The sequence below is a fragment of the Paraoerskovia marina DSM 21750 genome, assembly GCF_000701465.1.
GTDB lineage: Bacteria > Actinomycetota > Actinomycetes > Actinomycetales > Cellulomonadaceae > Paraoerskovia > Paraoerskovia marina.
The window spans coordinates 105,285-124,557 of record NZ_JNIY01000004.1 but is presented as its reverse complement, the minus strand read 5'-3'; the positions used below and the strand labels follow the sequence as shown (position 1 = coordinate 124,557).

Annotated in this window: 16 protein-coding genes; 11 read left to right on the top strand and 5 right to left on the bottom strand. The window is 72.0% G+C overall.

The annotated features are described in order from the left end of the window. Positions 1 to 2 precede the first annotated feature (2 nt). Positions 3 to 923 carry an LLM class F420-dependent oxidoreductase gene (locus Q343_RS0106655; protein ID WP_029252814.1) on the bottom strand — a complete coding sequence of 307 codons (921 nt, stop codon included), beginning with the start codon at positions 921 to 923 and terminating at the stop codon, positions 3 to 5. A 51-nt stretch (positions 924 to 974) separates the two neighbouring features. Between Q343_RS0106655 and Q343_RS0106650 the strand changes: the two genes are divergently transcribed. From Q343_RS0106650 to Q343_RS0106625, 6 genes are all read left to right on the top strand, one after another. Beyond that, complete coding sequence (locus Q343_RS0106650) at positions 975 to 1,856, top strand: LLM class flavin-dependent oxidoreductase (RefSeq protein ID WP_029252813.1); 882 nt, start codon at positions 975 to 977, stop codon at positions 1,854 to 1,856. A gap of 55 nt (positions 1,857 to 1,911) precedes the next feature. Further along, entirely contained in the window at positions 1,912 to 2,673 is a 762-nt protein-coding gene (locus Q343_RS0106645) for a TetR/AcrR family transcriptional regulator (RefSeq protein ID WP_029252812.1), read from the top strand. A 135-nt stretch (positions 2,674 to 2,808) separates the two neighbouring features. Beyond that, positions 2,809 to 4,062, top strand: a complete 1,254-nt coding sequence (locus Q343_RS0106640) for an acyl-CoA dehydrogenase family protein (protein WP_029252811.1) — start codon at positions 2,809 to 2,811, stop codon at positions 4,060 to 4,062. Between the two features lie 28 nt (positions 4,063 to 4,090). Further along, complete coding sequence (locus Q343_RS0106635) at positions 4,091 to 5,281, top strand: acetyl-CoA C-acyltransferase (protein WP_029252810.1); 1,191 nt, start codon at positions 4,091 to 4,093, stop codon at positions 5,279 to 5,281. Positions 5,282 to 5,433: 152 nt separating this feature from the next. Further along, a complete protein-coding gene (locus tag Q343_RS0106630; RefSeq protein WP_029252809.1) occupies positions 5,434 to 6,144 on the top strand; it encodes an ABC transporter ATP-binding protein in 711 nt (236 codons plus the stop codon). Continuing rightward, complete coding sequence (locus Q343_RS0106625; protein WP_155990664.1) at positions 6,141 to 8,447, top strand: FtsX-like permease family protein; 2,307 nt, start codon at positions 6,141 to 6,143, stop codon at positions 8,445 to 8,447. The genes Q343_RS0106630 and Q343_RS0106625 overlap by 4 nt, the downstream gene beginning before the upstream one ends. 12 nt (positions 8,448 to 8,459) lie before the next feature. Here Q343_RS0106625 and Q343_RS0106620 read toward each other — a convergent pair whose 3' ends face one another. Beyond that, positions 8,460 to 9,320, bottom strand: a complete 861-nt coding sequence (locus Q343_RS0106620; protein ID WP_029252807.1) for a LysR family transcriptional regulator — start codon at positions 9,318 to 9,320, stop codon at positions 8,460 to 8,462. 78 nt (positions 9,321 to 9,398) lie between these two features. On the opposite strand from Q343_RS0106620, the gene Q343_RS0106615 reads away from it, so the two are divergent. Further along, complete coding sequence (locus Q343_RS0106615; protein ID WP_081829680.1) at positions 9,399 to 10,346, top strand: EamA family transporter; 948 nt, start codon at positions 9,399 to 9,401, stop codon at positions 10,344 to 10,346. Positions 10,347 to 10,522: 176 nt separating this feature from the next. Here Q343_RS0106615 and aztD read toward each other — a convergent pair whose 3' ends face one another. After that, positions 10,523 to 11,911 carry a zinc metallochaperone AztD gene (aztD, locus tag Q343_RS0106605; RefSeq protein WP_211248981.1) on the bottom strand — a complete coding sequence of 463 codons (1,389 nt, stop codon included), beginning with the start codon at positions 11,909 to 11,911 and terminating at the stop codon, positions 10,523 to 10,525. 134 nt (positions 11,912 to 12,045) lie between these two features. After that, the gene (locus Q343_RS0106600) at positions 12,046 to 13,368 is read right to left on the bottom strand and encodes a uracil-xanthine permease family protein (protein ID WP_029252804.1); all 1,323 of its coding nucleotides are present in this window, start codon (positions 13,366 to 13,368) and stop codon (positions 12,046 to 12,048) included. A 107-nt stretch (positions 13,369 to 13,475) separates the two neighbouring features. On the opposite strand from Q343_RS0106600, the gene Q343_RS0106595 reads away from it, so the two are divergent. After that, positions 13,476 to 14,183: an alpha/beta fold hydrolase gene (locus Q343_RS0106595; protein ID WP_029252803.1), complete on the top strand. Its 708-nt coding sequence runs from the start codon at positions 13,476 to 13,478 to the stop codon at positions 14,181 to 14,183. A 24-nt stretch (positions 14,184 to 14,207) separates the two neighbouring features. On the opposite strand, the gene Q343_RS0106590 is transcribed toward Q343_RS0106595, so the two are convergent. After that, positions 14,208 to 15,497, bottom strand: coding sequence for an Nramp family divalent metal transporter (locus Q343_RS0106590; protein ID WP_029252802.1), 1,290 nt, complete (start codon positions 15,495 to 15,497; stop codon positions 14,208 to 14,210). 206 nt (positions 15,498 to 15,703) lie between these two features. Here Q343_RS0106590 and Q343_RS0106585 point away from each other — a divergent pair, with 206 nt between their 5' ends. The 3 genes from Q343_RS0106585 to Q343_RS0106575 all read left to right on the top strand — a co-directional run bounded on the left by Q343_RS0106585 (position 15,704) and on the right by Q343_RS0106575 (position 19,269). Further along, positions 15,704 to 18,022, top strand: coding sequence for a choice-of-anchor I family protein (locus tag Q343_RS0106585; RefSeq protein ID WP_211248980.1), 2,319 nt, complete (start codon positions 15,704 to 15,706; stop codon positions 18,020 to 18,022). A gap of 154 nt (positions 18,023 to 18,176) precedes the next feature. Further along, entirely contained in the window at positions 18,177 to 18,566 is a 390-nt protein-coding gene (locus Q343_RS0106580) for a DUF3817 domain-containing protein (protein ID WP_029252800.1), read from the top strand. A gap of 58 nt (positions 18,567 to 18,624) precedes the next feature. Further along, positions 18,625 to 19,269, top strand: coding sequence for a hypothetical protein (locus tag Q343_RS0106575; protein ID WP_029252799.1), 645 nt, complete (start codon positions 18,625 to 18,627; stop codon positions 19,267 to 19,269). Positions 19,270 to 19,273: the final 4 nt, after the last annotated feature.

Here is a 19,273-nt window from a genome sequence, read left to right as displayed (position 1 = left end):
CCTCAGCCGACGTGCGGCGCGACCTCGCGGGCGACGAGGTCGAGGTGGTCGAGGTCGGCCAGGTCGAGGACCTGGAGGTAGACCCGCTCTGCGCCGTCGGCGACGACGCGGTTGAGCGTCTCGACGGCCTCGGGCACGGTCCCCGCGATCCCGTTCTGACGCAGCTCGGCGGGCTCTCGACCGATCGCGGCCGCGCGGCGCGTGAACTCCGCCTCGTCCTTCCCGACGCACAGCACGAGCGCGACGGACCGTGTCAGCGGCGTCGTCCGCCCGGACTCGTCCGCGACGGACTGCACCTCACGGAAGCGGTCGGCGATCGAGTCGAGCGCGGGGAACGCCTGGTTGTACTCGGCGGCGAACCGGGCGGCGAGCTGCGGCGTCCGACGCTTCCCCCCACCACCGACGATCACGGGGATCGTGGGCTGCGTCGGCTTGGGCAGTGCGGGTGACTCGGTGAGGTCGTATTGCGCGCCGTGGAAGTCGAAGGTCTCGCCGAGCGCCGTCCCCCACAGCCCGGTCAGAACCTCGAGCTGCTCCTCCAGCATCCCGAAGCGCTTGTCGGGGAACGGGATGCCGTACGCCTCGTGCTCGCGCTGGAACCAGCCCGTGCCGAGCCCGAGCTCCACGCGGCCGCCCGACATCTGGTCGACCTGCGCCGCCTGGATCGCGAGGATTCCCGGGTGCCGGTACGTGACCGAGGAGACGAGCGTGCCGAGGCGGATCGTGCTGGTCTCGCGCGCGAGCCCCGCGAGCGTCGTCCAGGCGTCCGTCGGCCCCGGCAGTCCGTCGCCGCCCATCGCGAGGTAGTGGTCCGAGCGGAAGAAGGCGTCGAACCCGAGCTCCTCGGTCGCCTTCGCGACGGCAAGCAGGTCGTCGTAGGTCGCGCCCTGCTGAGGCTCGGTGAAGATTCGCAGATCAGTCATGCTCCCAGCCTGCCACGCGACGACAGGCGCCGGCACGCCTACGGTGAGCAGATGCGACTGTCCACCTGCATCCTGCCGATCTACCCCTGGGCCGAGGGCGCGGGTATCTGGCGCCGCGCGGAGGAGCTCGGTCTCGACACGGCGTACACCTACGACCACCTGTCGTGGCGGTCGTTCCGCGACGGCCCCTGGTTCGGTGCGGTGCCGACGCTGGCGGCGGCCGCGGCGACGACGTCGCGGATCCGGCTGGGCACGCTCGTCACCTCCCCGAACTTCCGCGAGCCGGTGACGCTCGCGAAGGACCTGATGACGCTGGACGACGTCTCGTCCGGCCGGATGACGCTCGGGATCGGTGCGGGGACGTCGTCGGGCTTCGACGCGACCGTGTTCGGCGACGATCCGTGGCCGATGCGGGAGCGCACGGAGCGGTTCGAGGAGTTCGTCGGGCTGTTGGACCGGCTGCTGACCGAGCCAGCCGTCACGTACGACGGCACGTATTACTCGGCGCACGAGGCGCGCACCATCCCCGGGTGCGTGCAGGACCCGCGGGTTCCGTTCGTCGTCGCGGGCGGCGGCCCACGCGGGATGAGGCTCGCCGCGCGGTACGGACAGGGTTGGGTGACGACCGGCGCGAGCCTGCCCGACGACGCGACCCCCGCGGACTCGTCGGCGGCGGTCGCGTCGCAGGTCTCGACCGTCCGCGCGGCGTGCGAGGCCGAGGGGCGCGACCCCGCCACGCTGCACACCGTCCTGCTCGCCGGCTTCACCCCGGACCGGCTGTTCGACTCGGTCGAGGCGTTCGACGACGTCGTCGGGCGCTACGCGGAGGCGGGGATCGACGAGATCGTGCTGCACCACCCGATCCCGGACTCCCCGTTTGCCGCAGACCTGGACGCGTACGAGGCGGTCGTCGCGCACCACACGGGCGCGTAGGCGCCGGGGCGCGCCTCGGTCTGTCACCACCCGTGGGCGCGAGTAGGGTCCGAGTATGGGCCGCTCTCCACATCACGAGGCCGTCGAGGCCGCCATCGACCTCTTTACCCGCCAGGGGTACGAGAACACGACCGTCGACGAGATCGCGGACGCCGCCGGGATCTCCCGGGCGACGTTCTTCCGACGCTTCGGCTCGAAGGAGGACGTGGTGTTCGCCGACCACGAGGTCCTGCTGGAGCAGGTGGTCGGCCAGCTCGCCGAGTCCCGTCAGAGCCCGCGCAGCACGGACCCTCTGGTCGAGGTCTGTCGGGCCGCGCGGCTCGTGTTCGACCACCACATCAGCCAGCCCGACACGTCGCTCGCGCGTCACGCCCTGCTGCAGCAGGTCCCCGGCCTGCGAGACCGTGAGCTCATCACCACCCACCGCTACGAGCGGGCCTTCACGCGCTATCTGCGCGCCACGCTCCCGACCGAGCGACAGACCACCACGACGACGATCGCCTTCTCGGCCTCCGTCGTCGCGGTCCACAACGCGTACCTGCGCGCGTGGCTGCGTGACCCCGACGGCGACCCGCGCCCCGGCCTGGAGGAGGGCTTCGCAGACCTTCGGCGCGCGGCGCGCGCGTCCTCGGCCCGGGCGCCGCTGACGGAGACGACGGCGGGGTCGGCCTCGGGCGACGCCGTCGCCGCTCCCGCGCACCATGCTGAGACGGCCGACGGCGGGGCGTCCGACCGTGTGGTGGTCACGGTGCTGGAGGTCCCCGCCGGGCGGACGGCCGACGACGTCGCGCGCGCGGTGCGTGAGGCGCTCGCCTAGGTGCCGGGGTAGCCCTCGGTCGCGTGCTGCCGACCTCAATCCTGATACTGCGTATCTTGACGTGAGACGCAATCGCGCGCACGATGAGAGGTGCGGGCGATGACTCGTCGCCGCACCACGCGACCGGGAGATCCCATGGCTACGTCCACCGACACCCAGCACACCGCCACCACCCCCGGCGGAACGCCCGCAGAGCGGCTCGTCGAGCCCGACTACGGTCTCCTCGAGCCGCTCGACGTCGACTACGCCGGTGCGTTCGCCGGTGCCACCGAGGCCGACCGTGAGCACTGGGCGACCGTCCGGACCTTCGTCCAGGACGACGTCCTGCCCGTGATCGACGGGTACTGGGAGCGCGCGGAGGTCCCCCGCGAGCTGATCGCGCGCCTCGGCGAGCTCGACCTGCTCCGGGAGAGCGTCGACGTCCCCGGCCACCCGAAGCACAGCCCGCTCGCCGACGGCCTCGCCTCGATGGAGATGTCGCGCGGCGACGGCTCGGTCGCCACGATCTGCGGCGTCCAGGGCGGCCTCGCCCTGCGCTCAATCATGCTGCTCGGCTCCGAGGAGCAGAAGGCCGAGTGGGGCGAGCCCATCGCACGCGGCGAGAAGCTGGCCGCGTTCGCGCTGACCGAGCCCACCCACGGCTCCGACTCCGTCTCGTTGGAGACCACCGCCACCACCGTCGAGGGCGGGTACGTCATCAACGGTGCCAAGAAGTGGATCGGCAACGGGGCCAACTGCGACGTCTCCGTCGTCTGGGCCCGCGGCGACGACGGCCAGGTCCACGGCTACATCGTCCCCCAGGACTCCCCCGGGTACGAGGCCAAGGTCATCGAGGGCAAGGTCTCGCTGCGCGCGATCCACCAGGCTCACATCACCCTGACCGGCGTGTTCGTCCCGTCGGAGAACCTGCTGCCCGAGGCCCGCTCGTTCAAGGACACCTCGCGCGTCCTCGGCGCGACCCGCCTGTCCGTGGCGTGGTCCGCCGTCGGGCACGCCACCGCCTGCTACGAGACCGCGGTCGCGTACGCCAAGAGCCGCGTCCAGTTCGGCCGCCCCCTCGCCAAGAGCCAGATGGTCCAGGAGCGCCTGACCTCGATGCTCAGCACCCTCACCCAGATGCAGCTGCTGGTGGTCGCGATGACGGAGCAGGACGCCGCCGGGACCCTCACGGGCCCCCAGGCGTCGCTGACCAAGTACACGTGCACCCGCGGCGCCCGCGAGATCGCGTCGGTCGCACGCGACATGCTGGGCGGCAACGGAATCCTGCTGCAGAACCGCGTCGCCCGGCACTTCGCCGACATCGAGGCGCTGCACACCTACGAGGGCACCGAGTCCGTCCAGGCCCTGATCGTGGGCCGCGACATCACCGGCATGTCCGCGTTCGCCTGATCCCCCCACCACTGATACGGAGACTCTTGTGAGCGACGACGCCACCACCCCCGTCCTGATCCACGGGGCACGCACCCCCTTCACCAAGTTCCGCGGGGCCCTCGCCTCGTTGAGCGTGACCGACCTCGGCGCGCACGCGATCCGCGGCGCGATGGCCGCCTCGAAGATCGACCCCGCCGACGTCGACGCCGTCATCATGGGCCACGTCGTCCAGGCCGGTGCCGGGCAGGGTCCCGCCCGCCAGGCCGCCGTCGGCGCCGGGATCGGCTGGGACGTCCCCGCGACGACGATCAACAAGCTCTGCCTGTCCGGCCTCACGGCGATCATCGACGCCGCGCGGCTCGTCCGCACCGGCGAGGCGTCCGTCGTCGTCGCCGGCGGCATGGAGTCGATGACCAACGCCCCGCACCTGGTGCAGCACTCCCGCGCCGGCTTCGCGTTCGGCGACGTGACGATGGCCGACTCGCTGACGCACGACGGCCTGCGCGACCCGTTCGACGGCATGATCATGGGCGAGGCCACGGACCGCGGGTGCACCACCCGCGGCATCGGGCGCGAGGAGCAGGACGCGTTCGCGGCCCGCTCGCACCAGCGCGCGGCCGCCGCGTCGCAGGCCGGACGCCTGGCCGACGAGATCGTCCCGGTCGAGATCCCGCAGCGTCGTGGTGAGCCCGTCGTCGTCTCCCAGGACGAGGGGATCCGCGCCGGAACCACCCCCGAGACGCTCGCCGGGCTCCGTCCCGCGTTCGTCCCGGACGGGACCATCACGGCCGGCTCCTCCTCGCCGCTGTCCGACGGCGCCGCCGCGGTCGTCGTGGCGTCGAAGGCATTCGCGATCGAGCACGGCCTGACCTGGCTCGCCGAGATCGGCAGCGCCGGGCAGACCGCCGGCCCTGACAACTCGCTGCACTCCCAGCCCGCGCGGGCGCTGGCCGCCGCCCTCGACCGTGAGGGCGCCAAGGCCGACGAGCTCGACCTCGTCGAGATCAACGAGGCCTTCGCGGCCGTCGCGATCCAGTCGGTGCAGGACCTCGGGGTCTCCGAAGACGTCGTCAACACCGACGGCGGAGCCATCGCCCTCGGGCACCCGGTCGGGGCCTCCGGCGCCCGGCTCGCGCTGCACGTGGCCCTCGGCCTCGCGGCTCGCGGTGGCGGCCTCGGTGCCGCGTCGCTCTGCGGCGGCGGCGGACAGGGTGACGCACTGATCTTCCGCGCGTAGCTCGCACACCGCACCTCGCCGAGGTATACCCCTGCCCGGGTATACCTCGGCGTCGTCGTGTGGAGGGGCTACAGGTGCCTGTGGATAACTTCTCGGGTCGGGCCCACCGGTCACGTAGCGTCCTCGATACGTGACGAAAGGGACGCACACCGATGCTCGAGGCGCACGCACTTCAACTGAAGTACCCGGGGGCCGAGCGAGCCGCCGTCGCAGGGGTGGACCTCGTCGTCGAGCCCGAGGAGGTCGTCGCCGTCACCGGGCCGTCGGGGTGCGGAAAGTCGACGCTGCTGCACCTGCTCGCCGGGGTTCTCGTCCCCGACGCCGGGACGGTTCACCTCCGCGGAAGGTCCTTGTCCGGCTCGTCGTCCGACGGCCGCGCGCTCGCACGACGCCGCGAGATCGGCATGGTCTTTCAGGACGGCCGGCTGGTGCCTGAGCTCCCCGCCGTCGAGGACGTCATGCTGCCGCTCCTGGTCGACGGGATACGACGAGGCGAGGCACGACGGCGCGCGACGGCGGCCCTGGAGTCCGTGGGACTGGGCGAGCTGACGGGTCGGCGGCCGACAAAGATGTCGGGCGGCCAGGCGCAACGCGTCGCGATCGCCCGGGCCCTGGTCCACGAGCCGTCCGTCGTGCTCGCGGACGAGCCGACCGGTGCGCTCGACCGCGCCACCGGGACCGCCGTGATGGATCTGCTGGTCTCGTCGGTCCGTGCCCGTGGAGGCGCACTCGTGGTCGTCACGCACGACGAGCAGGTCGCGGCCGTCGCCGACCGGCGCGTGGCGATGCTCGACGGCGTCGTCTCGCCGGCGGGTGCGCAGGGCAGCGCCTCGGGTGCGCCGCGCGCGGCGAGTGTTCGATGAGACGGCTCGGGCTTCGCCTCGCTCTCGCGGGCGAGGGAGCTGCCCGGTGGGGCTCGGCAATGACGGTGCTCGCCGCCGTCCTCGGCACGACGGGTCTCCTCCTGCTGCTCTCCGTGGGACCAGCGCTCGAGACGCGCGCCGACCGCTTCGCATGGACGACCGCTGACTTCGGGTCCTGGGCCGACCCCGCGGCCGACGCCGACGGATGGGTCACGATCACCGACGACAACCGGTTCCCCGACCGCGTCGAAGCCCCTGACGGAACCGTTGCACAGGGCGGCTTCACGTCCTACGTCGGCGACGACGCCGTCACGGTCGTCGAGCTCGGGCACGCGGGCCTCGACGCCCCCGTGCCACCCGGCGTCGACGCGATACCCGCCCCCGGGGAGGCGTACTACAGCCCGGCACTGGTCGAGCGGCTCGCCGAGGTCGGGCAGGCCGAACGGTACGGAGCGGACGTCGGACGAGTCGATGCCGGTGCGCTGCGGTACTCCGACGACCTGGTCGCCGTCCGCGGGGTGACGCCCACGGACGCCCATCTGGCGTGGAGCACACGGGTCACCGGGTACGACGAGCGCGCCATGGCCCGGCCGTTGGTGCCGCTCGAGCTCCTGGTCTTCGCCACCGGCGTCGGTGCCGTCCTGGCGGTCGTCGTCGTTCTCGTGCTGACCGCGATCCGCCTGACCGAGACGACCCGCCGTCGTCGTACCGCCACGCTCGTCCTCCTCGGCGCCGACACCCGCGCCGTCGCGAGGATCGCGGAGGGAGAGGCACTCCTCCCGGGCGTCGCGGGCGCTCTGGGCGGGCTGGGTGCATTTCTCGCCGTCCGTCCACTGGTGGCGCGGATCGGGTACGAGGATGCGCAGTTCTACGCCTCGGACCTCTGGCCCGGATGGGTCGGTGTGATCACCTCGCTGGGTCTCATCCTGGGAGCCTGTCTCGTCGGTGCCCGCGGAAGCGTGCGTGACCTGGACGTCGACCCGCTCGGGCTGACCCGTTCCCCGGAGCGTCGCCCCCGCCCGTGGCGATGGGGCGGACTACTGCTCATCACAACCCCGGCTCTTGCCCTGCTCGGGGTGCCGGACGAGATGCCGGTTGTCGCAGCGTCGATGGGAGCGGCCGTTCTCGGGCTCCTCGTCGTCGCACCGGTCGTCGTTCAAGTGCTCGGGCGCCTGGCCGCGCGCGGGCGCAGCGCAGCCTCGATCCTCGGCGGACGCCGGTTGGCTGCTCACGCGCGCACGCACGCCGGGCCCCTTGCCCCGTTGATCATCGCAACACTGCTTGCTCCCTTCTTTGCGGCGCTCGTCCCCGCGGCCGCGACCTCGATCGACGACGAGGTGGTCATCGGCCAGAACGAGCTCACGGCAGTCGCGGACGTCGTCAACGCCACGAAGTCAGAATCCGCCGCGCTCGCCGACCATCTGCGCGAAGTGGACGGAGTGGAACGCGTCGCCCGGGTCGCCGAGGCCACCCTGGTCGGACCGGTGCAGACGGAGCTCTGGGTCGGGGACTGCTCCGAGATCACCGCCGCCGGACACCTCGACGTCCCGTGCGTGACGGGCTCGATGACGCTCGACCCGAGCGTCCAGCTCCCCGACGACGACCGGCCGATGATCGAGCCGAGAGCTGCTCTCGACGTGACGACAGACATCTCGGGCACGACCGCCGAGGAAACCTGGTTCGAGGCTCCCTCCGGGGTGGCCCGCGCGGACTTCCCCGCGGGCGTAGACATGAGGTCCGGCATCGTCGCGCGCGACCTCGACGCTGCTGACGCCCCGGTCCGGGCAACCCAGCTCTTCGTCGCCCACCGACCCGGCGCGGACGTCGAGCAGATGCGCACGCTGGTCGAGCAGTCCTCCCCCGGGGCCCACCTGTCCACCCGGACGACCTCGTTCAACGGGCTGTCCGAGCTGCTGCGCCACTACTACTCGGCCGTGAAGCTGCTCGCTCTCGCTCTCGCCCTCGCCGTCGCCGCGGTGCTCGCAGCTGCCATCGGCTTCGCGTCCGCACAGGCACATCGCGGGCCGGCAGACGCCATGCTGCACGCCACCGGAATCCCCACCCGGACCCTGGCGCGCGCTTCGGCGATCGAGACGGCACTGCCGGCCGCCGTCCTCGCCTGTGCGAGCGGGATCGTCGGATCCGCGACCGCAGTCTTCGCGCTGCACCTCGCGAACCGGCCCGTCCCCTGGGTCGACCTCGGACTGTGGACGTTCGGCGCTCCGGTCGCGGCCGCGACGACCCTCGGGGCCGTGGCGCTGATGACGGCATCGCGCGCCCCGGCCGGGCGTCGTCACGACTAGCCACGACTCCGGCTAGAGCAACCGGAGGAACGCTCGTGCCGCCGGGCTGAGATTGAATTCGCTCCATGCGAGGTACTCGACCCGCGAGGGCCCGTCGACGACGGGTACCGCGACGAGGCCGTCGACGGCGCGCACGTATCTCGACGGCAGCAGCGTCACCGCAAGGTTCTCCCGGGCGAGGTCGAGCAGGATCTCGGTGGACATCGCCTCGAACGGAACGTCGCGCGAGATCCCGGCCGCGCTGAACGCGAGGTCGCTCTGCGCGCGCCCCGGGCTCCCGACCGGAAAGTCTGCGAAAGCCTCCTGTGCAAGATCGTCGATCCCGATCGACTCGTGGTCGGCAAGGCGGTGCTGGCGGGCGAGCACGGCGACGAGCCGATCGGTCCCGATCTCCCGCCAGTCGACTCCGCGGGGCTCACGCCCTGCGGGGAGTCCCAGGAGACCGACGTCGGTCTCCCCCGCGGCGATCTCCGCCGCGATCGTGTCGCTGCCACCCACCTGGAGCGCGACCCGTACGTGGGGGTGGGCGTCGCGGAACTCCTTGAGCACGGCTGGGACGCTGACCGCGGTCACCGTCGGGATCATCCCGACGGTCAGCCTGCCCCGGACCTCCCCGGCGGCGGCGGCCGCCTCGTCTCCGGCCCGCTCTGCCGCGTCGAGACTCGCACGGGCACCGGGGAGGAAGGCGCGGCCCGCGGCGGTGAGCTCCACGCGTCGGCTGGTGCGGGCGAACAGCGCGACGCCGAGCTCCTTCTCCAGCGCCTTGATCTGGTGGCTCAGCGCCGACTGCACGACGAAGCAGCGCGCCGCGGCCTTGGTGAAGCTGGAGAGCTCGGCGACGGCGACGACGTACCTCAGCTGCTGGAGTTCCATCTATCTATCTTCACCAGCGATGGATGGGATGACAAGCATGTGTTGGACTCATTGATCGACCGACCGCAGGATCAAGACATGACCGCCACCGCCCCGCCCCCGACGGCGACCCCAGCATCCGTGCACGGGCGACAGCTCGCCCGTCGCACCGCGCTCACCGCGCTCGCCCCGGCCGTCTGGGGCACCACCTACGTCGTCACGACCGAGCTCCTGCCCGCCGGACACCCGCTCTTCGCCGCCCTGATGCGCGCACTGCCCGCGGGAATCCTCGCGATCCTGATCACGCGCACTCTGCCCCGCGGTGACTGGTGGTGGAAGGCAGCCGTGCTCGGGACCCTCAACATCGGGATCTTCTTCGCCCTGCTGTTCGTCACGGCAGAGCGCCTCCCCGGCGGAGTCGCCGCCACCCTCGGTGCGACACAGCCGATCCTCGTCGCGTTCCTCGTCGTGGCCGTGCTCCACGAGCGGCTTTCACGATGGCGACTCGCCTGGGGCGTCGTCGGCGTGATCGGCGTCGGCCTGGTGGTGCTCGGACCGGGTGCAGGGCTCGACGTCGTCGGCGTGCTCGCGGGGGTGGGCGGCGCACTCTCGATGGGGCTCGGGATTGTCCTCACGAAGCGATGGGGGCGGCCCGCGGGGGTCAGCGCCCTGGGTCTCGCCGGCTGGCAACTCACCGCCGGCGGGCTCGTCCTCCTCCTCCCGACGCTCGTCGTCGAGGGGGTGCCGACCGACATCGATGCCGCCGCAGTCGCCGGATACCTCTGGCTCGGGCTCGTCGGCGGGCTGCTCGCCTACAGCGTGTGGTTCGCGGGGATTCGAGTCCTGCCCGTGACCGCGACCGCCCTGCTCGGCCTGCTCTCCCCGCTCGTCGCGACCGGGCTGGGCGCCGTCGTGCTCGGCGAGCGCTTCACGGCTGTCCAGACCCTCGGCCTGCTGCTCGCCCTCGCGGCGATGCTCGCCGGGCAGCTCGCGCCACAGCGGCGAAGGACAAGCACCCCGCCACGAGGGCCAAGGTCGGCGAAGTAGACGACAGGTTCACCGGCGGATCAGTGTCCGCTCGGCGTCAGTATCGCCGCGCGCGACACGACCGGGCACACCCTGGTGTACCCGGTCGCGTTTGACGACGGACTGCCGGCGGCCGTCCCGGTCGACATCTCCGGGGCGTTCCACGAGAGACTCCTCGCGCCGCGCTGAGACCGTGGCTAGTGGTCGTGGTCCTCGTGGTCGTGGTCCGCGTGCTCGTCCTCGTCGTGGTTCGTCTCGTACTCCTCGACCCCGTCACCGGTGACGCCCGTGAGCTCGTTGGGGACGACGTCGAGCGTGGCCGTGTTCCAGACCTCGCCGGACAGGATGTCGACGGCGTGGATGCTGCTGGTAGCCGGGTCGCTGACGAAGGCGGTGCCGTCGTTCACCCAGATCGCCGGGCGCGGTTCCTGCCAGTCCTCAGGCACGGTCCAGGCGTCGACGACGGGCCAGGAGTTCGTGAGCTCGCCGGTGGTCGGGTCGATCACGTGCAGCGCGCCGTCGGTGCCGAGCACCAGCGCCTCACCGTCGTCGCCGCGTGCGAGTGAGCGGAACGTGTACGAGGCGGGAAGCTCGACGAGCTGGATCGTGCCCGCCTCGGCGTCGATCAGCGAGACCTGGGTGGGGTCCTGGTCCTCGCCCTCCTTGTAGTCGCCGAGGACCACCGACGACGAGTGCGAGCCCGCCAGCGTGCCGAATCCTCCCGGGCTGGTGGGCGAGTCGACCTTGGTGACGGCTCCGTCCTTCACGATCACGACGCCGTCCTCGCAGCCGAGCACGACGGCCTCGCCCTGGGCGGTCGCCTCGCCGTGGACGCTCGGGCACTCGTCGGTCGCCGCGATCTCGGCGTCGTCGGCGTCGAGCACGCGGACGCCGGAGCGCTCGTCCTCGGTCCCGTCGGTCAGCACCAGGGTGCCGTCGGTGAGCTCGACCGCGACACCGTGGTGGGCTGCGGGCGTCGTGTAGGTCCGCGCGTCCTGTCCGGGGCCGTCAGCTACGTGCTCGGCGTCGACGATCGTGATCTCGCCGGTGCCGTCGTCCCAGAAGTTGGTCCGTCCGGCGTGCACGACGGCGTGGCCGGGCGTCTCGGCCTCGTAGGTCACGTCGGTGAGCACGGGGTCCGCGGTGAAGTAGTGCGCGTGGTCGCCGTGAGCCTGGGCCCAGGTGCCGGTGTCGAGGAGCTGGAAGCCCTCGCTCGTGGAGAGTGCGGCGTGCCGGCCGTCACCGGCGGGGTTGGCGCGGAGGAAGCCGTCGAGCGCCACGTCCCCCACGACGTCGAGGGTGTTGGCATCGAGAACCTGCACCCCGCCGTCGTAGGTCACGACGAGTCGCGGTGTCAGGGCGGCGGCCTCGGTGACGTCCGACGTCGCCTCGTCGGTCGAGCCCGACGCTGCGGACTCGTCCTCGGACTCGGTCGTGGCGCACCCGGCGAGGAGGCCGAGCGAGAGGAGGGCGGCCGCCGTCGTGCGGGCGGCGGGAGCAAGAGTGCGTGTCATGGCGGAAAGGCGCGCGGGCAGGGCCGTGCGCCGCTCCTTCCTGGTCGTGGGGACGGGAGGTGCGCGCAGCATGACGATAACAGTAATGACACCCGTTCTCACTAATCCGTTCACGAACGCTCCCCACGACACACCGGTGGGGTGCGAGGAATCGCTCCCTCGCACCCCACCGGTGGCACGTCCGACGGCAACGCCGTCCGACGGCGTCAGCTCGCCACGTCGTCCTTCTCAGGGTCGCGCGGGCCCGGGACGGAGGCCGGGCTCGCGGGCTCCGCGCTCGTGCCGCGCCAGCGGGCGATCGCGGTCTGTCCGTGGAAGATCAGGAGCGCGGCGCCGGTGCCGAGCGCGATGCCCTCGAACGTCAGGTCCCCGGCGGCAAACGTGAAGTTCGCGATCCCGATCACCAGCGGAACGGCCGCCGTCGCGAGGTTCACCGGGTTGCCGAAGTCGACGCGGTTCTGCACCCAGATCCGTGCACCGAGGACGCCGATCATCCCGTACAGCATCGTCGCCGCACCGCCGAGCACCCCCGGCGGGACCGTGGCGACGAGCGCACCGAACTTCGGCGACATCGAGAGCGCCAGCGCCGTGAACGCCGCCACCCAGTAGGCGGCCGTGGAGTAGACCCGCGTCGCCGCCATCACGCCGATGTTCTCGGCGTACGTCGTCGTGCCCGAGCCGCCGCCGGTCCCGGCGAGCGTCGTCGCGACGCCGTCCGCGAAGATCGCACGCCCCATGTACGAGTCGAGGTCCCGTCCGGTCATCGCCGCCACGGACTTCACGTGACCGACGTTCTCGGCCACGAGGACCAGCACGACCGGGACGAAGAGCCCGAGCACGGCGACGTCGAACGTCGGCGTGACGAAGTCGGGGAACCCGATCCAGGCCGCCTGCTCGGCGGCAGAGAAGTCGACCTCGCCGCGGATCACCGCGACGACATACCCGACGACCACGCCGACGAGGATCGACAACCGGCCGAGGATCCCGCGGAAGAGCACCGTCGCGACGAGGATCGTCGCGAGCGTGACGGTCGCGGTCACGGGGAACTGCTCGAAGTTGTCCCACGCGGCCGGGGCCAGGTTGAGCCCGATCAGCGCGACGATGGTGCCCGTGACGATCGGGGGCATCAGCGTGTCGATCCACCCTGCGCCGACGAAGTGGACGACGGCGCCGACGGCAGCCAGGACGAGGCCGGTCACGAGGATGCCGCCGACCGCGACGCTCTGTCCTCCCGCGGCCGCCGCAGCGCCGATCGGGGCGATGAACGCGAAGCTGGACCCGAGGTAGCTCGGGAGCCTGTTGCGGGTGATCAGCAGGAACGCGATCGTCCCCAGGCCGGAGAAGAACAGCGTCGTCGCCGGGGAGAAGCCGGTGATCAGCGGGACGAGGAACGTCGCCCCGAACATCGCGACGACGTGCTGCATGCCGATCCCGACGGTCCGGGGCCAGGACAGGCGCTCGTCAGGGGCGACGACGTCGGTCGGCCCGAGCGTCTTCCCGTCGCCGTGGAGGGTCCAACCGAGTGCCATCAATGCTCCGTCCGTCGCCCGACCGGGATCGGGTGGTTCGTGCTGAACGCGCAGGGTTGCGCGGAAGCAGCGTAGCGAGTGTCGGGGGCCGTGCCTACAGTCGGTGGATGGACATCATCCTGGTTCCCGGGTTCTGGTTGGACGGTTCTGCGTGGGACGACGTCGTCCCGCACCTCGCGGAGGCCGGCCACACGCCGCACCCGCTCACGCTCCCGGGGATGGAGTCGCGCGACGCCGACCGCTCGCAGGTCACGCTCGCCGACCACGTCGCGGCCGTCGTCGCGGCGATCGACGCGCTGCCCGACGACGCGGAGGTCGCCCTCGCCGGGCACTCGGCGTCGGGCGGTCTCGTCTACGCGGCGTCGGACGCCCGGCCGGGCCGCGTCGCGCACGTGATCTACGTCGACTCGGGGCCGCTGGCCTCCGGTGACGCCCTGAACCCCGACCTCCCCGCCGAGCTCGACGAGTACCCGCTGCCGCCGTGGGAGGGCATGGACGACGCCTCGTTGCGCGACCTGACCGAGAGCCAGCTCCAGGCCTTCCGCGAGCGCGCGGTCCCGCAGCCGGCCGGCACCGTACGGGAGCCGCACGCGCTGAGCGACGACCGGAGCCGCTACACGGTGCCCTCGACCGTGATCGCCTCCGAGATGTCGGCCGAGACGCTGCGCGGCCTGATGGCGGAGAACCACTCGTTCGTCGCGGAGCTCGCCCGGCTCGACGACTACGAGATCGTCGACCTGCCCACGGGCCACTGGCCGATGTTCACGCGACCCGCCGACCTGGCGTCCGCGATGGTTCGCGCGCTCGAGCGGTAGGTCCCGGCCCGATGCGCGGCCCTCTCACCCGGCGAACGTGAGCCAGAGCAGCACGAGGTTGAGGGCGACGATCACGGTCGCCACCGCCCAGCCGGCCACCTGGGTCACCGTGCCGTTGCGCTGCTCCCCCATCAGCGCACGGTCGCGCGTCAGACGGACCAGCGGGATCATCGCGAACGGGATGCCGAAGCTGAGCACCACCTGGCTCATCACCAGCAACCACGTGGGCGAGATGCCCGTCGCGAGCAGGACGATCGCCGGGATCAGGGTGACGGCACGCCGCCACAGCAGGGAGATCCGCACCTTGAGCAGACCCTGCATGATCTCGGCACCGGCGTAGGCGCCGACCGAGGTCGACGCGAGCCCCGAGGCGAGCAGTCCGACGGCGAAGAGCACGCCGACCACCGGCCCGAGCACGTCGACGATCGCGGCGTGCGCACCCTCGATGGAGTCGGTGCCGGCACGGCCCGGCAGGTTGGCCGCCGCGAGCAGGAGCATCGCGATGTTCACCGAGCCCGCGACGATCAGCGCCAGCACGACGTCGAGCCGCGTCCCGCGGAGCAGCCGCCGGGTCTCGGCCTGCTCGCCGGAGTACGCAGCACTGCCGGGGACTGCGGGGCGGGTGGCGCGGTGCCGGTCGCGGGCGAGAGAGGAGTGCAGGTAGATCGCGTGCGGCATCACGGTGGCACCGAGCATGGAGGCCGCGAGCAGGACGGAGTCGGCACCCTCGAAGCGCGGGACGAGGCCGCCGAGCACGCCCTCGAGCGACGGCGGCGCAAAGAAGAGGCCGGCGCAGAACCCGACGGTCAGGATCGCGAGCATCGACGTGATCACGGCCTCGAAGGCCCGCTGACCGCGCCTCTGCTGGATCGAGAGCACCAGCATGGAGATGACGCCCGTGATGATGCCGCCCACCACGAGCGGGACCCCGAAGAGCAGGTTGAGCGCGATGGCGCCGCCGATCACCTCCGCGAGGTCGGTCGCCGCGGCGACGACCTCGGCCTGCCCCCAGTAGGCCAGACGGGTCCGGCGTGACATGCGCTCGCCGAGGACCTCGGGCAGCGACCGGCCGGTGACGATGCCGAGCTTCGCGGAGAGGTACTGCACGAGGACCGCCATCACGTTGGCCGCCACCAGCACCCAGACCAACAGGTACCCGTACCGGGCTCCGGCGGTGAGGTTGGCCGCGACGTTGCCGGGGTCGACGTAGGCCACGGCGGCGACGAACGCGGGGCCGAGCAGTCTCCAGAGCCCCCGCTCGGGACGCCGGGGGCGGGCGGGCCGCGCCGGGCTGACGGCGACGTCGTCGGGCATCAACACGCTCCTGAGGGAAGAGTTCGGGTGTCCGAACTCTGAGTGTGCACCACCCGGAGGGACGGGGCAACCACCGTCCGCGATCTCCGACATCACACCCAAAAGCCATGCAGGGTTCACCGCCCGCATCCCGCCCGTGCACGTCGGCTGCCTAGCGTGCGGAGCGTTCGTCCCGCCGTCGCGAAACTCCTGGAGGACCTGTGCCCGTGCCCACTCCCCGACTCCTCACGCTGCCACGGTGGTCCGCGGTCGCCGCCGTCGGCCTCGCACTCGGCGGACTCGTCGCCGCGAGCGCCGCTCCCGCCGCCCGGGCCGCCGTGATCGACGACCCGGTGGGGGTCACGACCTCCGACGCCGCGATCGAGCTGCGCGCTCTCGGCAGCTACGAGACCGGGCTGTTCGACGAGTCGGCGGCCGAGATCGTCGCGCACCACCCCGCGACGCAGCGACTCTTCTCGGTCAACGCCCATGCGGGGCAGGTCACGGTCCTCGACGTCGAGGATCCCGCGGCTCCGCGGCGCCTGTTCGCGCTCGAGACCGCGAACGTGACGGCCGCGGACGGGTCGAGCGTGCCGGCGTCGGCGGTCGCCAACTCGGTGGCCGTGCGCGAGGACGGGCTCGTGGCGGTGGCTGTGGAGTCGAACCCGAAGACCGAGGCGGGGTGGCTGGTCTTCTTCGACGCCGCCGCCGACGGCACGGCACTCGGTGCCGTTCGCGTCGGAGCCCTGCCGGACATGGTGACGTTCACGCCGGACGGGGCGCGCGCCGTCGTCGCCGACGAGGGAGAGCCCGACGACGACTACGCCGTGGACCCCGAGGGTGACGTCGCCGTCGTCGACCTGCCCGGGTCGGTGACGGCACCCGGTCAGGACGCGGTCCGGATCGCCGACTTCCACGCCTTCGAGGCGGAGGGTGCGCTGCCCGAGGGGGTCCGCGTGTTCGCGGGGATCGAGGGCTCCGACCACCCGGTCTCGCGCAATCTGGAGCCCGAGTACGTGACGGTCTCCGACGACGGCAACACCGCCTGGGTGACCCTGCAGGAGGCCAACTCCGTCGCCGTCGTGGATCTCGACGCCGCGGAGGTCACCGAGATCCGGTCGCTCGGGTCCAAGGACTTCTCGGTCGAGGGCCAGGGCATCGACCCGTCTGACAAGGATGCCGGGATCGACATCCGCACCGTGCCCGTGCGCGGCCTCTACATGCCCGACGGCATCACGAGCTACACGGCGGGCGACGAGACCTACCTGCTGACCGCCAACGAGGGCGACGCCCGCGAGTGGGGCGACTACGAGGAGCCGGTGCGGGTCAAGGACCTCGGCGAGGACGGGGTCGCTCCCCTGTGCGACGACGCCCCCGCAGCCGGGCGCACGGCCGACGACGACCTCGGCCGCCTCGACGTCTCGCGCGCCTCGGGCCTCGCCGCGGACGGCAGCTGCTACGAGGAGCTGTTCGCGTTCGGTGCCCGCTCGTTCTCGATCTGGACCGCCGACGGCGAGCAGGTCTTCGACTCCGGCGACGACTTCGAGCAGATCACGGCCGACGTCGCGCCGGACACCTTCAACTCCGACCACGGCGAGTCCTCGTTCGAGTCGCGCTCGGACGCCAAGGGGCCGGAGCCGGAGAGCGTCGTCGTCGGCACGGTCGGCGACCGCACGTACGCGTTCGTCGGGCTCGAGCGTGTCGGCGGCATCATGGCGTACGACATCACCGACCCGACCGACGCGACGTTCGTGCAGTACCTCAACAACCGGGACTTCTCGGTCTCGGCGGAGGACGCGATCGACGACGGCGCCGCTCCCGCGGAAGCCGTGCGCGCGGCCGGGGACCTCGGCCCCGAGGGGCTCGCCTTCATCTCCGCGACGGACTCGCCGACCGGCGAGGCGATGCTCGCCGTCGGCAACGAGGTCTCCGGCTCGACCACGCTCTACGCGATCGACGGACCCGCGGCGGTCGAGGCACCCGCCCGTGCCGCGATCAGCGACGACAACGCGCGCGACGGCGTCCGTGGCGGCGACTACACGGTGTCCGTCGACCTGTGGTGGGGCCAGAACGCCACCCAGGTGCGACTGACCGAGAACGGGGACGTCGTCGCGACGCGCAACCTCGTGGACGCGACCCCCGCCGCCCAGCACGTCGAGTTCGACGTCGCCGACCGCGCCGACGGGACGTACGAGTACGGCTGCGAGCTCGTAAACGCCGCAGGCACCACCGCCTGCCGCACCCACACCGTGCGGGTCACGGAGGCGGCGCCGGCCACCCCGCGCCTGAGCCACGACAACCACGACCAGGACGGCGAGTACACCCTCCGTGCCGACCTGTGGTGGGGCACCAACGCCACCGCGTGGACCCTCCTCGAGGACGGCGAACCCGTCTCCTCCGGGGACCTCACGGACGCCACCCCGTCCGCCCAGCACGTCGAGGTGCCGCTCACCGGCCGCACCGCCGGCAAGCACACCTACCAGATCGTGTTCAGCAACCACCTCGGCGACACCGAGAGCAAGGAGCTGACTGTCCGGGTGCGCTGAACCACCGAACGGCAGGGGCCGCCGTCGTCCACCCGGACGACGGCGGCCCGTCTCGTTCGCCCGGCTCGACGTCTGTAGCGGGCCTGGCTGGACACCGTTTCCAGGTGCATCGGCGATACTGTCGCCCGCCATCGCCCCACCCGGAAGGACCCCCATGTCTGACTCGTCGCCCGCCCCGCTCTCGCCCGTCGGCCGCGTCTACGCGATCGTCGCCTTCGTCGAGGCCTTCACCTGGGCCGGTCTGCTCGTCGGCATGTTCCTCAAGTACGTCACCGAGACCACCGAGGCCGGGGTCTGGCTGTTCGGGCGCCTGCACGGCGCCGCGTTCGTCGTCTACGGCCTCGTCACGATCTACGCCGCCGTGAAGCTGCGCTGGGGCTGGGGCCGCGCGTTCGTCGCCCTGGCCGCCGCCGTGCCGCCGTTCACCACCCTGCTGGTCGAGTGGTGGCTGCGCCGCACCGGCCACCTCTCCGCTCCGACCGAGTCGGCCACTCCGGCAGAGGCAGATTCGACGACGGATCGCGCGGCCCAGCGAACACCCTGATGATAGGCACCATGCTCCTCGCGACGAACGCCACCCACCGGCACGACGGAACCGTGCGATGAAGCAGCCCGCGACCTGGGCGGGGTACCGGCAGTCGATCGGAGACCGGTCGTCGCTGTTCGCGGCCGTCCACGCCGCGACCGGAGCCGAGCGGGCGCTCTACCCCGGCAGCTACCTGGACCTCGCGCCGTCGACCGCGCTCCCGTCCGTCACGTATCTCGACATGGACCGTCGGGCCGCGAAGTACTTCGCCGACCCGGACGCCGTCGCCGCCGACCTCGACGGCCGGACCCAGCCGGGGGCCGGGGCCGACGTGCAGTTCGTCGCCGGCGACTACACCGTGCCGCTCCCGCTGCCGGACGCCGCGTTCGACCTGCTGATCTCCCTGTACGCGGGGCCGATCTGGGATCACTGCCAGCACTACGTCGCTCCGGGCGGATACCTGCTCTCCAACGCCAGCCATGGCGACGCGAGCATCGCCGCCCTCGACCCCCGCCTGACCCTGGTCGGCGTCGTTGAGCACGCCAGCGACACCGCCCACACCGGCGGGACGTACACCCTCACGGCCGACGAGCTCGACACCTACCTCGTGCCGAAGAAGCCTGCCGACGCCGACGCCGAACTGATCAGGGCCTCCGGAAAGGGCATCGCCTACACGCGCGAGGCATTCGCGTACCTCTTCCAGCTGGACGCGCGCGACTGACCGC

Bases quoted from the DNA above. Each gene is read 5' to 3' on its own strand.
- Q343_RS0106595 (WP_029252803.1), top strand. From the start codon at position 13,476: ATGGACATCATCCTGGTTCCCGGGTTCTGGTTGGACGGTTCTGCGTGG.
- Q343_RS0106600 (WP_029252804.1), bottom strand. From the start codon at position 13,368: ATGGCACTCGGTTGGACCCTCCACGGCGACGGGAAGACGCTCGGGCCG.
- Q343_RS0106625 (WP_155990664.1), top strand. From the start codon at position 6,141: ATGAGACGGCTCGGGCTTCGCCTCGCTCTCGCGGGCGAGGGAGCTGCC.
- Q343_RS0106645 (WP_029252812.1), top strand. From the start codon at position 1,912: ATGGGCCGCTCTCCACATCACGAGGCCGTCGAGGCCGCCATCGACCTC.
- Q343_RS0106650 (WP_029252813.1), top strand. From the start codon at position 975: ATGCGACTGTCCACCTGCATCCTGCCGATCTACCCCTGGGCCGAGGGC.
- Q343_RS0106640 (WP_029252811.1), top strand. From the start codon at position 2,809: ATGGCTACGTCCACCGACACCCAGCACACCGCCACCACCCCCGGCGGA.
- aztD (WP_211248981.1), bottom strand. From the start codon at position 11,911: ATGCTGCGCGCACCTCCCGTCCCCACGACCAGGAAGGAGCGGCGCACG.
- Q343_RS0106630 (WP_029252809.1), top strand. From the start codon at position 5,434: ATGCTCGAGGCGCACGCACTTCAACTGAAGTACCCGGGGGCCGAGCGA.
- Q343_RS0106580 (WP_029252800.1), top strand. From the start codon at position 18,177: ATGTCTGACTCGTCGCCCGCCCCGCTCTCGCCCGTCGGCCGCGTCTAC.
- Q343_RS0106615 (WP_081829680.1), top strand. From the start codon at position 9,399: ATGACCGCCACCGCCCCGCCCCCGACGGCGACCCCAGCATCCGTGCAC.
- Q343_RS0106575 (WP_029252799.1), top strand. From the start codon at position 18,625: ATGAAGCAGCCCGCGACCTGGGCGGGGTACCGGCAGTCGATCGGAGAC.
- Q343_RS0106590 (WP_029252802.1), bottom strand. From the start codon at position 15,497: ATGCCCGACGACGTCGCCGTCAGCCCGGCGCGGCCCGCCCGCCCCCGG.
- Q343_RS0106655 (WP_029252814.1), bottom strand. From the start codon at position 923: ATGACTGATCTGCGAATCTTCACCGAGCCTCAGCAGGGCGCGACCTAC.
- Q343_RS0106620 (WP_029252807.1), bottom strand. From the start codon at position 9,320: ATGGAACTCCAGCAGCTGAGGTACGTCGTCGCCGTCGCCGAGCTCTCC.